We start from the raw sequence: 14,588 nt of genomic DNA, 5'->3' as shown, positions 1-14,588 counted from the left end.
CCCGGTACCGCACGCGGTACCGGGGCGACTGCTTGAGCAGGTCGGGGCGGGTGTGTGCGGCTGTTCACCGCGTCACCGCGTCACCGCGTCACCGCGTCACCGCGTCACCGCGTCACCGCTTCACCGCGCAGAGCAGTCCGTCGCCCACGGGCAGCAGCGACGACACCAGCTCCTGGCTCTCGCGCACGGCCCGCACCAGTTCCCGCAGCCGCAGCACCTCGGTGGGCTGCGGGCCGGTGTCCACCGTCCGGCCGTTCGCGAAGATCCCTTCGAAGGCGACCAGACCTCCCGGGCGCAGCAGGCGCAACGATTCGGCGAGATAGTCCTGGTACTCGAGCCGGTCCCCGTCGCAGAAGACGAGGTCGTAGCCGGAGTCCGCGAGACGGGGCAGGACGTCCAGGGCCCGGCCGGGGATGAAGCGGGCCCGGTTGGCGGCGAAGCCCGCCGTGCGGAAGGCCTGGCGGGCCGACTGCTGGTGCTCCGGCTCCTGGTCGACCGTGGTCAGCACCCCGTCCGGCCGCATGCCGTGCAGCAGGTGGACCCCGGAGACTCCGCACCCCGTGCCGATCTCCGCGACCGCCTTGGCGTCCACGGTGGCCGCGAGCAACCGCAGAGCCGCGCCCGTACCGGGCGCCACCGAGCGCAGCCCTGCCTCGCGAGCCCGCTCCCGGGCCCAGTGCAGCGCCTCGTCCTCGGCGACATAGGCGTCCGAGAACGCCCAGCTCGTCTGCCGGTTGGCGGTAATGACCCTCTCCTGTCCCCGTGGTTGCCTCGGCGTGACTTTATCCGTTGGCGCCGGGAACCCACTGATGGGACCGGTCGTTGAAGAGGAAGAGCAAGCGGCGTGTGCCGTGAGGGGGGAAACGGATGAGCGAGGACGCCGGGCAGGCGCCGGTGCGGACCCGTGAGCCGCGGCAGGCCGGATCAATTCTTCGTAAAACCGCTTATCCGGAGCTAACGGGCGAGGTGGCTATGGTAGGGGCTCCACTGGACACCACCAGAGCCGATAGGGGAGGTGCGGCTGCGCCTGTGGATCGGGGCGGAGTGCTGAGACGCTTCCTCGGATCGGCGGGTAGGCCGAAATCCGTGAACGACACCGTTGCTGACCACATCCACGCCGCTGAGCCGGCCCAGACCGCGAGCTTCTCCACCGACGCGGACGGGCAGGCGTGGACTCCGCCCACCTGGGAGGAGATCGTCAGCACGCACAGCGGCCGGGTCTACCGGCTCGCCTACCGTCTCACCGGTAACCAGCACGACGCGGAGGACCTCACCCAGGAGGTCTTCGTCCGCGTCTTCCGCTCCCTGTCGACGTACACGCCGGGCACCTTCGAGGGCTGGCTGCACCGCATCACCACCAACCTCTTCCTGGACATGGTGCGCCGTAAGCAGCGGATCCGGTTCGACTCGCTGGGCGACGACGCGGCCGAGCGGCTGCCCAGCAAGGAGCCCACCCCCCAGCAGATCTTCAACGACACCCACTTCGACGCGGACGTCCAGCAGGCCCTCGACACCCTCGCTCCGGAGTTCCGCGCCGCGGTCGTCCTCTGCGACATCGAGGGACTGTCGTACGAGGAGATCGCCGCGACCCTCGGCGTCAAGCTCGGCACGGTCCGGTCCCGGATCCACCGCGGGCGCTCCCAGCTGCGCAAGGCCCTCGCCCACCGCTCGCCCCAGGCGCGCGCGGAGCGCCGCTCCTTCATCCCGCGTGTTCCCGCACTGGGGGGAGGGGGCACGAGCGCGTGAGTGGGTCACAGCCGAAACCTGCCGAGGGACACCTCGCAGAGCAGCACCTGGGAGACCGACTCTCCGCCCTGGTGGACGGAGAGCTCGGTCATGACGCGCGCGAGCGCGTACTGGCACACGTCGCCACCTGCACGAAATGCAGAACGGAGGTGGACGCGCAGCGCCGCCTGAAGAACGTCTTCGCGAAGGCGGCCCCGCCACCGCCCTCCGAGAGCTTCCTGGCCCGCCTCCAGGGCCTGCCCGCGGGCGGTGACCTCGGAGGCGGCTCGCCGCTGGGCGGAGGAGGGCTGCCGGGCGACCCGTCCGGGCCGTACGGCCGGATCTCCGGGGTCTTCGGGACCGGCGGCAGCCATGACGAGCGGTTCGAGTTCGCCTACGCGCCCTCCCGTCGGCACGCTCCGCTGCCGGCGCCCTCGGCGGGCACGATCGGAACCGACCGGGGTTTCCGCATCCATGACGTCAGCCGGCCGGAGCCGGACCGGTCCGCCTCGCGCGGGCTGCGGTTCGCCGCCGCTGCCGCCGGAGCGGTGTCGCTGGCCGCGATCGCCCTCGGCGGTGTGGGCGGTATCACCGGTGCGGCTCCCACCGACACGGTGGCCCGCGGCTCGGGCAGCGGCAGCAACGCGACTCCGATGCGCACCCAGGGCAGCACGGCGGCGACGGCACCCGACTCCCAGCGGCGCCGCGGCACCGCACCGTCGGACAGCCGGCCGCAGGGGCAGAACGCTCCGGCCGCTCCGGCACAGGCCACCGCGCCCCTGCTGCCCGGGGTACCGCCGCCCGCCCACCGGCACCACAGCGCCCTGGCGGCCCCGGTCATGGCCGACGTGACCCCGGTGTCCCCGCTGATACCGCCGCTCAGCACGGCTCCGCCGCTCGTGCTGTCCGAGTGGGAGACGACCCCCGGGCTCATGACGCCCGGTTCGTCGTCCACCGCTCCCGTGTCCACGGCTTCCGGTTCCACGGTCTCCGGTTCCACGGTCGGTGCGACCGCGGCCCCGGCCCCCACCGTGTCCTCGGCGGCCTCGGACTCCTCGGCTCCCTCCCGCATGCTCCGCTGACCCGTGCACCGACCCGGTGCGCTGCGGACGGGCGTGCGAACCTGATTGAATCCAGGTGGCGCGCCCAGGCCGACTGCAGCCGGGTGCCGGACCGGCTCTGACGCGCGGAGGCGTACGGAGCCACGGAGTCGACGATCTGCTGCCAGCTGTGGGGAGAGCATGAACGAGGGGAAGCCCACGAAGGCGGGCCCGACGGGGGAGCAGGAGGAGCCCGCAGAGCCGGTGGCGGCCCGAGGCACCCCGCCCGAGGCGGCGGACCGGGACGCGGCGCCCGACAGGGAGCGTGCGCGCGCCGCCGACGGAGACTTCGAACTCGCGCGGCCCGCCCCGCCCGCGACCGCCCCCGGGGGCGACTACGAACTGCGCAGGCCCCTGAGCGCCGAGGCCACGGAAGCCGCGCAAGCCGCGGAGACCGGTGAGGCAGCGGCTGCAGGCCGCCTTGCCGGGGTGGCCGAGCCCGCCGGGGCCGGACACGGCGTGGGGCGGACCGAGCAGCCCCGGCCGCTGCACGATCCCGACCCCTACAGCACCCCGCCGTACGGTGAGCCGGGGCCCTGGGCGCCGGCGCCCCCGGTGCAGCATCCGGCGTCGGACCTGACGGCGCCCGGCGCGCCCGCCCCGGCCGCCACGGTGCCCGCCCAGGCCGCCGCAGCGCCCACCGAGCCCGCGCCCCCGGCCGCCCCCGCCGTGGACGCCCCGGCGGCAGCCGACCCCTGGCAGCGCTACGACCCCTGGGCGGCGCCCGCCGACGGGGCGAGCGCGCCGTTGCAGCAGACCGGGGTCGCGGAACCCACGAAGGAGCAGCGACGCAGGCGTGCCCGGGGGAGGCTCGTCGGCCTCATGCTGGTGGTGGCGCTCGCCTCCGGCGGCGTCGGCGGAATCGTGGGCGCCCACCTGGAGCGCAACGGCGGTGTGGGTGCCGTGGAACTGCCCCAGGCCGGGGAGGAGCCCGCCGAACGGGAACCCGGGAGCATCGCCGGGATCGCCGCGCAGGCGCTGCCCAGCGTCGTCACCCTGCACGTCAGCGGCGCCGGGTCGGCGGGCACCGGAACCGGGTTCGTGCTCGACGCCCGCGGGCACATCCTCACCAACGACCATGTCGTGCAGCCCGCCGGAAGCGACGGCGAGATCACCGTCACCTTCCACAGCGGCGACACCGCGAGGGCCACGCTCGTCGGCCGGGACAGCGGCTACGACCTCGCCGTGGTGAAGGTCAAGGGCGTCAGCGGACTGGCCCCCCTGCCCCTCGGCAACTCGGACAACGTGCGGGTGGGCGATCCCGTGATCGCCATCGGCGCCCCCTTCGACCTGGCCGGCACGGTCACCGCCGGCATCATCAGCGCGCGGGAACGCCCCATCACGGCGGGCGGCGGACGGGGCGACGGCAGCGACGTGTCCTACGTCGACGCCCTGCAGACCGACGCGCCGATCAACCCCGGCAACTCCGGCGGCCCCCTGCTCGACGCCCAGGCCCGCGTGATCGGCATCAACTCCGCCATCCGCTCCGCCGGCAGCGGGGGCGACGAGGGGGAGAGCGGCCAGGCGGGTTCCATAGGGCTCGGGTTCGCCATCCCCGTCAACCAGGGCAAGCGCGTCGCCGAGGAACTGATCAACAACGGCAGGGCGACCCACCCGGTGATCGGCATCACCCTGGACATGGACTACACCGGCGACGGCGCCCGCGTCGGCGCCCGGGGCAGCGACGGCGGGCCCCCGGTCAGCACCGGCGGGCCCGGCGACAAGGCCGGGATCAAGGCCGGCGACGTCATCACGAAGGTCGACGGCCGGCGCGTCCACTCGGGTGAGGAACTCATCGTCAAGACCCGCGCCCACCGCCCCGGTGACCGGCTGGAACTCACCCTGGAACGGGACGGCGAGGAACGGGAGATCTCGCTGGTGCTCGGATCCTCCGGCGGTGACTGAGCGGGACGGCGGCCGAGGCGTACCGCACGCCACGAGAAGGCGAACAGGCGGGGAAGCGCCCCCGCCGCACGCGCCGGGAAGCGACGGGACGGTACCGGTCGTACGGGGCGGCGGGTACCGTGGATCCGGCCCGGGCCACGGAGGGCCGCACGGACGAGTCGACGCACCGACCACCGAGGGCCGAGAGCCGAGGACCGAGAACATCGCAAGGAGCTTCAGGTGTTCAATGACATAGGACCGCTCGAGCTGGTGACGCTCATCGTCCTTGCCGTGCTCGTCTTCGGTCCGGACAAGCTCCCCAAGGTCATCCAGGACGTGAGCAGGACGATCCGGAAGATCCGCGACTTCTCGGACAGTGCCAAGCAGGACATCCGCGAGGAACTCGGCCCGGAGTTCAAGGACTTCGAATTCGAGGACCTCAACCCCAAGACGTTCATCCGCAAGCAGCTGGACAGCGACGAACTGGGGCTCAAGGAGATCCGCAGCAGTTTCGACCTGAAGAAGGAGATGGCCGACGTCGCGGACGCCGTCAACGGTCACGACTCCACGTCGTCCGCCGCCGGGGCCGCCGCGGCAGCCGCGGCTTCCGCGTCCGCTGTGCCCGCTGCGCCTTCTGTGCCTGCTGTGCCTTCTGGGGGTGGCCGCATCGACATGACGAAGAAGCCCGAGCCGTCGGCCGCCGACGACCGTCCGCCCTTCGACGCGGACGCCACCTGAGACACACCCTGCGCGCGGGCGCGGACACGCAGAAGCACGACCGCCGCGCACGTGACGCGTTTCATACTCCACAAGTGCCCCGCACGGCCTGAACCGGACATCCGCGCGACCCACGCGCCGGACACTTTTCCCGGGCCGCGCCGACGAGATGGCTATGCTGCCCGAGTTGTTGTGCGGTCCGGACGAGTACGCCCGAAGGGGGGCGGGCCGCCCCCGGTCCGACCAGAGCGAGGAGGCGTCCGGGCATGGAGACGACGAGTCGGGCGGTCGCGCAGGCGACGGCCGCGAAGGACGGAGGACCCGCCCCCTCCGCCTGGCGTACGGTCGACGGCTACCTGAGCGCGCCCTTTCCCTGGTACGGCCTCGACGAGGCGTTCACGGGGCGGCGCTGGCTGATGCAGGTCGGCACCACGGCCGACGGGGCCGTCGAGCACGGCTCGATCGGGCACGGCGACACACCCTCGGTGCGCAGCGAGTACACGGCCGGGACCGGCCAGGAGGTCAAGGAGAAGTTCGCGGTCGCCGTGACCGTCGCCGCCCACCCGGTGCGCCGCAGCGCGGACGGCACCGGCCTGCTGGAGGCCACCTCGGTGTCCTCCGCCGCCTGGCTCGCCGGTGTGGGGCTGCTGTCGTTCACCTGGCCGGGCCAGATGGACCACTCCCTGCGCGACGACTGGCTGGAGCAGCAGACGGAGACGGCCTGGGTGCTCGCGGACGACCTCGCCGGCCCGGACTGGTCGACGCTGTCCCTCCCCGTGGACGGGGTGCCGACGCCCTTCCACTACCGGGAGTCCGAGTTCGGCTGGGTGCTCGCGGGATCGACGCGGGCCGGTGTGCACGTCGGCGCGTACGGCCGGGGCATGAGCGCGTACGGCCTGGGCTTCGCCGTGGTCAAGGACCTCGGAGCCTACGAGGGGGCCTGAGCCGCGGACCGTGCGGCCGTCCCGTACGGCGAAGGGCGCCGCCCCGAAGGACGGCGCCCGTGCGGTGAGCGCGCTGCGGCGGCTCCCGGCCCCTCACGGGCCGCTGGGAGCGCTCAGAACTTGTTGCGCGGCGTGATGCCCAGCGACAGGCCCGCCAGACCGCGCTGGCGGCCGCCGAGCTTGCCGGCGATCGAGCGGAGCGCCGAACCGGCGGGGGAGTCCGGGTCGGACAGGACGACCGGCTTGCCCTCGTCGCCGCCCTCGCGCAGGCGCACGTCGATGGGGATGGAGCCGAGCACCGGGACCTCGGCGCCCGTGGTCCGGGTCAGCCCCTCGGCCACCGAGCGGCCGCCGCCGGTGCCGAAGACGTCGACCATCTCGTCGCAGTGCGGACACGGCAGACCGGACATGTTCTCGACCACGCCGACGATCTTCTGGTGGGTCTGCACGGCGATGGAACCCGCCCGCTCGGCCACCTCGGCCGCCGCCTGCTGAGGCGTGGTGACGACCAGGATCTCGGCGTTCGGAACCAGCTGGGCGACCGAGATCGCGATGTCGCCGGTGCCCGGGGGCAGGTCCAGCAGGAGCACGTCCAGGTCGCCCCAGTACACGTCCGCCAGGAACTGCTGCAGCGCGCGGTGCAGCATCGGGCCGCGCCACACGACCGGCGCGTTGCCCGGGGTGAACATACCGATGGAGATGACCTTCACACCGTGCGCGGACGGCGGCATGATCATGTTCTCGACCTGGGTCGGACGCCCGTCGGCACCCAGCATGCGCGGCACCGAGTGGCCGTAGATGTCGGCGTCCACGACGCCCACCTTCAGCCCGTCGGCCGCCATCGCCGCCGCCAGGTTCACCGTCACCGACGACTTGCCGACACCGCCCTTGCCGGAGGCGACCGCGTACACCCGGGTCAGGCTGCCCGGCTTGGCGAACGGCACCTCGCGCTCGGCCTGGCCGCCCCGCAGGGCGTTCGCCAGCTCCTTGCGCTGCTCGTCGCTCATCACGTCCAGCGTGACGTCGACGCGGGTGACGCCCTCGACCCCGGCGACCGCGTCCGTCACCCGCTGCGTGATGGTGTCCCGCATGGGGCAGCCGGAGACCGTCAGGTACACGGTGACCGCGACCGCACCGTCCGCACCGATCTCCACAGACTTGACCATGCCCAGCTCGGTGATGGGCCGGTTGATCTCCGGGTCGTTCACCGTCGCCAGTGCTTCGCGCACCGCGTCTTCCGTAGCCATGGTGTCGATGGTACGGCGCTCAGTACATTCCCCGGTAAGCCCGTCAGTGGTCGTCTGCGTCACGTCCCGGGGGCCGCTGCGTCCGCATCACGGGGAACGAGCCGTGGTGGCCCCGGTGACCGTTGTGGCGTTCCTCCAGTTCCTTCACCACGTCCTGCAGTTCCGAGCGGATCCAGTCCCGCGTCGCGACCTCCCCGAGCCCGATCCGCAAAGCGGCGATCTCCCGGGTCAGGTACTCGGTGTCCGCGATCGACCGCTCGCCCTGCTTGCGGTCCTGCTCCAGGTTGACCCGGTCGCGGTCGTCCTGCCTGTTCTGCGCGAGCAGGATCAGCGGGGCGGCGTAGGAGGCCTGGAGGGACAGCATCAGGGTCAGGAAGATGAACGGGTACTCGTCGAAGCGCAGTTCCTTCGGCGCGGACACGTTCCACACCAGCCACACGATGATGACCACCGTCATCCAGACGATGAACCGCCCGGTGCCCAGGAAACGCGCGATCCGTTCCGACAGCCGCCCGAAGGCCTCCGGGTCCCACTCGGGCAGGAGCCGTCGCCGGGGGGCGCGCGGCTGGTCCAGTCGCGGTGTACGCGGGCGCCCGGCGGCCGTGGCACCCGCCGGCAGGCGCTCGCGCCCGCCCTCTCGCTCAGGAGCCATCGGTCACCACCCCCTCGCCTGTGTCGCGCGCGTCGTCGTTGTTGTCGTTGTCGTTGTCGTTGTCGTCGTCGGTGTCGCTGTGGCTGTCGTCGGCGGTGCCGTCGTTGTCGTCAGCGTTGTCGTCGTCCAGATGGAACTCGGTCTCCCGCCAGTCCTCGGGCAGCATGTGGTCCAGTACGTCGTCCACCGTCACCGCGCCCAGCAGCGCGCCCGCCTCGTCGACCACGGGCGCCGCCACCATGTCGTACGTGGCGAAGAACCCGGCGATCACGGGGAGCGCCGCGTCCGGCTCCAGCGGCTGCAGGTCGTCGTCGAGGATCGAGCCGACCAGGGTGTACGGAGGGTCGCGCAGCAGGCGCTGGAAGTGGACCGTGCCCAGGTACTTGCCGGTCGGGGTCTCCTCCGGCGGCCGGCAGACGTAGACCTGGGCCGCGTGCGCCGGTGACAGATCGGGGTTGCGGATGCGGGCCAGCGCGTCGGCGACGGTCGCGTCGGGCCTCAGCACGATCGGCTCGGTCGTCATCAGACCGCCCGCGGTGTGCTCCTCGTACGACATCAGGCGCCGCATGTCGGCCGCGTCGGCGGGCTGCATCAGGCTGAGCAGCCGCTCCTTGTCCGCCTCGGGAAGTTCGGAGAGCAGGTCGGCCGCGTCATCGGGGTCCATGGCCTCCAGGACGTCGGCGGCGCGCTCCTCCTTCAGCTTGCCGAGGATCTCCACCTGGTCGTCCTCGGGCAGCTCCTCCAGCACGTCCGCCAGGCGGTCGTCGTCCAGGGCGGCGGCGACCTCGGCGCGGCGCTTGGGGGAGAGGTGGTGCAGGACGTTGGCCAGGTCGGCGGGGCGCAGCTGCTCGAAGGTGGCGAGCAGGTTCTCGGCGCCCTGCCCCTTCTCCTCCAGGGAGAAGCCGGTGACCGCGGACCACTCGACGGTCAGCGTCTCCCCCCTGCCGCGCCGAAACGTTCCGCCCTTCCTGCCCTTGCGGACGAACACCCGGTCGATCTCCCATTCCCGACGGGCCGGCAACTGATGCACCGACAGGTCGAGGACGGTGACCTCCTCGCCGGTCTCCACCAGCGTCACCCTGCGGTCCAGGAGCTCCCCGAAGACGAGCCGCTCGGTGGGCCGCTGCTCGAAGCGCCGGACGTTGAGCACACCGGTGGTGATGACCTGACCGGACTGCACGGCGGTCACCCGGTTCATGGGCAGGAAGATGCGGCGCCGGGTGGGAAGTTCGACCACCAGGCCGAGCAGCCTCGGTGGTCGGCGGCCGACCCGCAGCATGACGACCAGGTCGCGCACGCGCCCCACCTGGTCGCCGGCCGGATCGAAGGCGGCGACGCCGGAGAGGTGCGAGACGAAGATCCGGGGGGCGCCCGCTGCCATGGCGGCGGCTCCTTTTCATACGGGGTCGTGCCGTGCGTGATGCTGCTCGCTCTGTTCCTGGTCTTTTCCTGTCTTCGGTCTCCGGATGCCCTGCTCAAGCGGGTTTCAGGCTAGCCGGTCCTGATCGCCGGTGCCCGAGGGCCGGTCCGGACGGACTGCCTCCGCCCGGGCGGTGCGGCCCCGGTAATCTGCGGTACGCCGTTCAGGTCCCCATCAGAGAGGCAGCGCAACCTGTGACTCCGATCTCCCAGGGCCGGTCCCGCACCGCCGCGCTGGCGCGTGCCGTGTGCGTGCTGCTCGTGACCGGAATGACGCTCACGGGATGCTCCGAGGAGGTGGACCCGAACGAGGGCACCAACGGTGTCGGCAGACTGACCGCCGACGAGATCCAGAAGAGAACCCTGAAGGCCGCCACCTCGGTCGAGACCGTGCGGCTGCACGGAAGCGTGGTCACCAGCGGGGGCACCTACAAGCTCGACATGCAGCTCAAACCCGAGGGCGGCATCGGTTCGGTCACCGCAGGAGAGCAGACGTTCCGGCTGCTGAAGGTCGACGACGAGCTCTTCCTGAAGGCCGACGCGGCTTTCTGGGCGAACGGCAAGGGCGACAAGGGCGCCACGGAGGGCGGGGGCGAGGGCGACGGGGGCGGCGGAGCGTCGGACACGGCGGCGGCCGGCAAGCTCGCCGAGAAGTATGTGAAGGTCCCGGAGGGCGACCCGTCGTACAAGAAGTTCATCGGGTTCGCGGACAAGGATGTCCTCCTCGGCGCCCTGCTGACCCTGCACGGCAAGCTGGCCACGGACGGCCACCACGAGCAGGAGGGCGTCCGGTGCATCCGCATCACCGGCGACCAGGGCTCCGGCGGCACCCTGGACGTCTCCCTGGAGGGCAAGCCGTATCCGCTGCGCCTGGTGCGGGCCGGCAAGGCGGGCACCCTCACCTTCTCGGCCTGGGGCAGCGACTTCGCCCTGGAGAAACCGGCCGAGAACGAGACCCTGGACTACGGCGGACAGCTTCCGGCCTCGTAGCCGCGGGAGAGTCCAGAGCCGAGAGCCCAGAGCCGACCGGCTAACGGCGCTTCTCGGCGCCCCGCCTGCCCGCCAGCAGCCGGGGCAGGCCCGCGGGGAGCGGACGCCGGGTCGTCACCGGGGTCGGCAGCGGGGGCCCGGCCAGTGAGCCGTCGGGCAACGGCGCCGTCGCCCCGGTCGGCTCCAGGCGCAGGACACGGCACTCACGGGCCCAGCGCTCCGTCATCGCCTCGCCGTCGGGTGCGTTGAGCCGCTTGCCCTTGAGCACGGCGACCGCCGCGTCCCACTCCGCGGAGCCGGACGGCAGCTCCACGACCCTCGCGGTCCAGGAGACCAGCCGACCGCCCTTGTCCTTGCTGCGTACCGTCACCTCGGCCGACACCCCGTCGGCCAGTCCCGGCAGCGGCTGCTCCCCGGGCCCGTCGCCGACCAGGCACATCGCGTCCTCGTGCCACACGTGCCACAGCGGCCGGGCCGGGACGCCCGGCCCCTCGACCCAGACGAGGCCGGACTTCTTCGTGGCCTCCTCGATGAGGGCCCGGTCGAACAGCGCACTGGTCGCACTTGTCATGGGACCCAGCCTATCCAGGGCCCGCTCGGGGGCCAGGGCTCCTCCCGGGGCCGGACGTTCCCCGTCGGTCGGCCCCGGGGAACGCCCGTTCAGAGCCAGCCGTTGCGCTTCAGCGCGCGGTGGATGCCCAGGCAGAGGGCCACCGTGACGCCGAGGACGAGCGGATAGCCGTACTTCCACTCCGTCTCCGGCATGTAGTCGAAGTTCATGCCGTACACCCCGCAGACCATCGTCGGCACGGCGATGATGGCGGCCCACGAGGTGATCTTGCGCATGTCCTCGTTCTGCGCCACGGACGCCTGCGCGAGATTGGCCTGGAGGATGGAGTTGAGCAGTTCGTCGAAGCCGATCACCTGCTCGTGCACCCGGGCCACGTGGTCGGCGACGTCCCGGAAGTACTTCTGGATCTCCGGGTCGACCAGCCGCATCGGCCGCTCGCTGAGCAGCTGCATGGGCCGCAGCAGCGGCGACACCGCCCGCTTGAACTCCAGTACCTCGCGCTTGAGTTGGTAGATCCGGCCGGCGTCCGTACCGCGCGGGGTGCCGCCCCGGCCCGGCGAGAACACCTCCGTCTCCACCTCGTCGATGTCGTCCTGCACCGCGTCGGCGACCGCGATGTAGCCGTCGACGACATGGTCGGCGATGGCGTGCAGGACGGCCGAGGGACCCTTGGCCAGCAGTTCGGGGTCCTCCTGGAGCCGGTGCCGCAGGGCCCGCAGGGAGCCCTGGCCGCCGTGCCGGACGGTGATGAAGAAGTCCCGGCCGGTGAAGCACATCACCTCGCCGGTCTCGACGACCTCGCTGCTGGAGCTGAGCCGGTCGTGGTCGAGGTAGTGGAGGGTCTTGAAGACCGTGAAGAGCGAGTCGTCGTAGCGCTCCAGCTTGGGCCGCTGATGGGCCTGGACCGCGTCCTCCACGGCCAGCGGATGCAGCCCGAACTCGCGCGCGATACCGGCGAATTCGTCCTCGGTCGGCTCGTGCAGGCCGATCCACACGAAGCCCGAGTCGCGGCGCACCAGGCGCATCGCCTCCTGCGGGGTGAGCGGGCTCTCGGTGGCCACGCGACGGCCGTCGCGGTAGATGGCGCAGTCGACGACCGCGGTGGTCGTCGCCGGATCGCGGGTGCTGTCGTAGGGGGCGTTGCTCTCCTTGCGCGGCGAGACACGGGAGGGGCGGACCACGGCGCGCAGGTCGCGGATCATCGACAAGGCGGGCTCCTTCGCGGAACGGGCAACGAAAGGCGCCGGTACGACGGGTGGAACCACCCGGAATGGGGACGTCCTGACCAGGGATTCTCCCTGCCTCCGAGAAGAGTTGAGGCGCAGGATGTTTGGCACGTCCACAAAGCGGGGAGCACCGAACCGTCGCGGTGGCGAGTTCCGTCGCTGACACAGCTGCTGGGGCAGATCAGGCAGAACGAAACGAGATGCTCTTCCGGTGAAGACGCGATGGTGAGGGGTGGCAGCCGGTACGGAGTGGCTGCGTCAGCGGGTGGAAGAGCGGGTGCTACTGCACGGTCGACTTCGGTCCATGCCAGCCCCACCTCCTCCGGCCGGTCCCTCGTGAGGGACGATCCTCATCCCCTGAGGGGATTCAGGGGAGTCCCCCGTGGGGGGAAGCGTCACATCGGGGTTCGGGACGCGGACCGACTCTCCCAGCGCACTGAGGCGATGCCCTGAGGTGAGGCCCTCAAGGCCTGGGCGGTACCTGGGCGGCCTCCTGCGTGCTGCCCCGAACCACCGGGCCAGAGTAGCAGTCGACCGGTGTGTCAAGGCGCCGCTTCGTCCGCTACCGGCGAGTTCTATGCTCGCCGCATGGCTGATGTTCTTCCTCTGGTCGAGGCCCGGTTGCGTACGGCTCTGGGCGAACCGGACGCACGCGCGGCGGTCACCTTCCTGGGTACGGACCGCTTCGAGGTGCTGCGTTTCCACGAGGGCGACATCGTGCGCTACGCCACCCTCGGCATGTCCGCGCAGCCCATGACCGACCCCACGGCGGTGGTCGCGGACCCGGTCGCGGGCCCGCGCGTGGAACTGCTGCTGTCCGTACGGGCCGGTCTCGCCGACACCGACAAGGTGCTCCGCCCGCTCGCCGTGCTCGCGGCGTCCCCGCAGGTCGAGGGCGTGGTCGTGGCCCCCGGCGCCTCCCTCGACGTCGGTGAACCGCTGTGGCCCGGGGCCCCGTTCACCTCGGTGCTGGTCGCCGAGCCGGGCGGTCTGGTGGAGGACCTGGAGCTCGACGAACCCCTGGAGCCCGTACGGTTCCTGCCGCTGCTGCCGATGACTCCGAACGAGGCGGCCTGGAAGCGGGTGCACGGCGCCCAGGCGCTCCAGGAGCGCTGGCTGGCCCGGGGCACGGACCTGAGGGACCCCGCCCGCGCCTCCGTCCCGCTGGAGTGAGCAAACTCACCCCTCTTCCCGTCAACTGGTCGGTTCCTGGCCGACGTTGAGTGGGAGGGCGCAGAGTGCCGTCCGGGTCGGCGGCCCGGTCCGGCCCGGATCGGGCCGCCGGGCGGGCCGAGTGGGGAGCGTCCGGTTCCGGGCGCCCGGTTCGGTCCGGACGGGTGATCGTCCTTGACGTGAGGGTGCCGGGGTAGGACCGTGGGGCCCTATGAGGGGCGAACCCAGTTGCCCGAAGTGTGGTGGCCGGGTCAGGGCTCCCGGCCTCTTCTCCGATGCCTGGCAGTGCGATGTGCACGGGGTGGTGCATCCGGTCCAGCCCGTGATACCGCCGAGCGTCGACGCCCTCAACGTCGTCGTGCACCGCACCCGGGTGCCGGTGTGGATGCCGTGGCCGCTGCCGGTGGGCTGGCTGTTCACCGGTGTGGCCTCGGCGGGTGACGACCGCAGCGGCGGCCGGGCCACCGCCGTCGCCTGCACCGGGCCCGGACCGCTCGGCGGCATGGGCGAACTCGTCCTCGTGGCCGAGGAGCTCGGCGTCGGGCTGGGCGCGCGGTACGCGGGCGTCGACGGTCCGGACCCCGGCCCGTATCTGAACGTCGAGAAACCCGCCGAGACCAAGGTGCTGGCCGCCGGACGGCCGACCCCGCTCTGGCACGTCTCCAAGGCGCCGGACGACCGGGCGGTCTTCGCGGGCGAGGCGCTCGGGATGTGGCTGTGGGCGGTGCTCTGGCCCGAGCAGTCCGGGCTCCTGATGTACGACGAGTTGGTCCTCACTGACCTCCGGGACGCCGGGGCCGAGGTGGGACTGGTGCCCTGCGGTGCGCTGTCGCCGAGGCTGATGGAGACAAGACCGTAGGCCCCGTGCGGCGGGCGCGGTAGGGGGCGCAGGGCGGGTTCGGTTGTGACAGGGGCGCTCGAAAATACGGTTATCCTGAGG

General features: G+C 72.0%; 14 protein-coding genes. 8 read left to right on the top strand and 6 right to left on the bottom strand.

Annotated features, from left to right (window positions below):
* Positions 1 to 112: 112 nt before the first annotated feature.
* Positions 113 to 811, bottom strand: a complete 699-nt coding sequence (locus ACWEQO_RS10240) for an O-methyltransferase (RefSeq protein ID WP_361459156.1) — start codon at positions 809 to 811, stop codon at positions 113 to 115.
* Positions 812 to 1,044: 233 nt separating this feature from the next.
* On the opposite strand from ACWEQO_RS10240, the gene sigE reads away from it, so the two are divergent.
* The 5 genes from sigE to ACWEQO_RS10215 all read left to right on the top strand — a co-directional run bounded on the left by sigE (position 1,045) and on the right by ACWEQO_RS10215 (position 6,370).
* Complete coding sequence (gene sigE, locus ACWEQO_RS10235; protein ID WP_361459038.1) at positions 1,045 to 1,746, top strand: RNA polymerase sigma factor SigE; 702 nt, start codon at positions 1,045 to 1,047, stop codon at positions 1,744 to 1,746.
* 71 nt (positions 1,747 to 1,817) lie between these two features.
* Positions 1,818 to 2,807: an anti-sigma factor family protein gene (locus ACWEQO_RS10230; RefSeq protein WP_452981152.1), complete on the top strand. Its 990-nt coding sequence runs from the start codon at positions 1,818 to 1,820 to the stop codon at positions 2,805 to 2,807.
* 159 nt (positions 2,808 to 2,966) lie between these two features.
* Entirely contained in the window at positions 2,967 to 4,730 is a 1,764-nt protein-coding gene (locus ACWEQO_RS10225; protein WP_452981035.1) for a S1C family serine protease, read from the top strand.
* A 219-nt stretch (positions 4,731 to 4,949) separates the two neighbouring features.
* Positions 4,950 to 5,447 (top strand): sec-independent translocase, encoded by a 498-nt coding sequence (locus ACWEQO_RS10220; RefSeq protein ID WP_452981032.1) that lies wholly within the window; start codon positions 4,950 to 4,952, stop codon positions 5,445 to 5,447.
* A gap of 245 nt (positions 5,448 to 5,692) precedes the next feature.
* Positions 5,693 to 6,370, top strand: a complete 678-nt coding sequence (locus tag ACWEQO_RS10215) for a hypothetical protein (RefSeq protein WP_361459046.1) — start codon at positions 5,693 to 5,695, stop codon at positions 6,368 to 6,370.
* Positions 6,371 to 6,483: 113 nt separating this feature from the next.
* On the opposite strand, the gene ACWEQO_RS10210 is transcribed toward ACWEQO_RS10215, so the two are convergent.
* From ACWEQO_RS10210 to ACWEQO_RS10200, 3 genes are read right to left on the bottom strand one after another with little or no spacing between them, the layout of a single operon-like run.
* Complete coding sequence (locus ACWEQO_RS10210) at positions 6,484 to 7,617, bottom strand: Mrp/NBP35 family ATP-binding protein (RefSeq protein WP_361459048.1); 1,134 nt, start codon at positions 7,615 to 7,617, stop codon at positions 6,484 to 6,486.
* Between the two features lie 43 nt (positions 7,618 to 7,660).
* Positions 7,661 to 8,269 (bottom strand): DUF1003 domain-containing protein, encoded by a 609-nt coding sequence (locus ACWEQO_RS10205; protein WP_452981028.1) that lies wholly within the window; start codon positions 8,267 to 8,269, stop codon positions 7,661 to 7,663.
* Positions 8,259 to 9,650, bottom strand: coding sequence for a magnesium transporter MgtE N-terminal domain-containing protein (locus ACWEQO_RS10200; protein ID WP_452981025.1), 1,392 nt, complete (start codon positions 9,648 to 9,650; stop codon positions 8,259 to 8,261). The genes ACWEQO_RS10205 and ACWEQO_RS10200 overlap by 11 nt, the downstream gene beginning before the upstream one ends.
* A gap of 233 nt (positions 9,651 to 9,883) precedes the next feature.
* Between ACWEQO_RS10200 and ACWEQO_RS10195 the strand changes: the two genes are divergently transcribed.
* The gene (locus ACWEQO_RS10195) at positions 9,884 to 10,678 is read left to right on the top strand and encodes a hypothetical protein (RefSeq protein ID WP_361459054.1); all 795 of its coding nucleotides are present in this window, start codon (positions 9,884 to 9,886) and stop codon (positions 10,676 to 10,678) included.
* Between the two features lie 40 nt (positions 10,679 to 10,718).
* On the opposite strand, the gene ACWEQO_RS10190 is transcribed toward ACWEQO_RS10195, so the two are convergent.
* Positions 10,719 to 11,249: a hypothetical protein gene (locus ACWEQO_RS10190; protein ID WP_361459056.1), complete on the bottom strand. Its 531-nt coding sequence runs from the start codon at positions 11,247 to 11,249 to the stop codon at positions 10,719 to 10,721.
* A gap of 89 nt (positions 11,250 to 11,338) precedes the next feature.
* Positions 11,339 to 12,457 (bottom strand): magnesium and cobalt transport protein CorA, encoded by a 1,119-nt coding sequence (locus ACWEQO_RS10185; RefSeq protein ID WP_361459058.1) that lies wholly within the window; start codon positions 12,455 to 12,457, stop codon positions 11,339 to 11,341.
* Between the two features lie 606 nt (positions 12,458 to 13,063).
* Between ACWEQO_RS10185 and ACWEQO_RS10180 the strand changes: the two genes are divergently transcribed.
* Positions 13,064 to 13,648, top strand: a complete 585-nt coding sequence (locus ACWEQO_RS10180; protein ID WP_361459060.1) for a suppressor of fused domain protein — start codon at positions 13,064 to 13,066, stop codon at positions 13,646 to 13,648.
* Between the two features lie 211 nt (positions 13,649 to 13,859).
* Positions 13,860 to 14,507: a DUF6758 family protein gene (locus tag ACWEQO_RS10175; RefSeq protein ID WP_361459062.1), complete on the top strand. Its 648-nt coding sequence runs from the start codon at positions 13,860 to 13,862 to the stop codon at positions 14,505 to 14,507.
* Positions 14,508 to 14,588: the final 81 nt, after the last annotated feature.

Source organism: Streptomyces sp. NPDC004051, assembly GCF_053604275.1.
Note: the sequence above shows the minus strand (reverse complement) of the source record. Positions and strands in the feature narration are given on the sequence as shown.

What these genes read in the sequence shown, in the direction of transcription:
- ACWEQO_RS10175 (WP_361459062.1), top strand. Translation starts at nt 13,860, where the DNA reads ATGAGGGGCGAACCCAGTTGCCCGAAGTGTGGTGGCCGGGTCAGGGCT.
- ACWEQO_RS10190 (WP_361459056.1), bottom strand. Translation starts at nt 11,249, where the DNA reads ATGACAAGTGCGACCAGTGCGCTGTTCGACCGGGCCCTCATCGAGGAG.
- ACWEQO_RS10205 (WP_452981028.1), bottom strand. Translation starts at nt 8,269, where the DNA reads ATGGCTCCTGAGCGAGAGGGCGGGCGCGAGCGCCTGCCGGCGGGTGCC.
- ACWEQO_RS10215 (WP_361459046.1), top strand. Translation starts at nt 5,693, where the DNA reads ATGGAGACGACGAGTCGGGCGGTCGCGCAGGCGACGGCCGCGAAGGAC.
- ACWEQO_RS10225 (WP_452981035.1), top strand. Translation starts at nt 2,967, where the DNA reads ATGAACGAGGGGAAGCCCACGAAGGCGGGCCCGACGGGGGAGCAGGAG.
- ACWEQO_RS10180 (WP_361459060.1), top strand. Translation starts at nt 13,064, where the DNA reads ATGGCTGATGTTCTTCCTCTGGTCGAGGCCCGGTTGCGTACGGCTCTG.
- ACWEQO_RS10200 (WP_452981025.1), bottom strand. Translation starts at nt 9,650, where the DNA reads ATGGCAGCGGGCGCCCCCCGGATCTTCGTCTCGCACCTCTCCGGCGTC.
- ACWEQO_RS10210 (WP_361459048.1), bottom strand. Translation starts at nt 7,617, where the DNA reads ATGGCTACGGAAGACGCGGTGCGCGAAGCACTGGCGACGGTGAACGAC.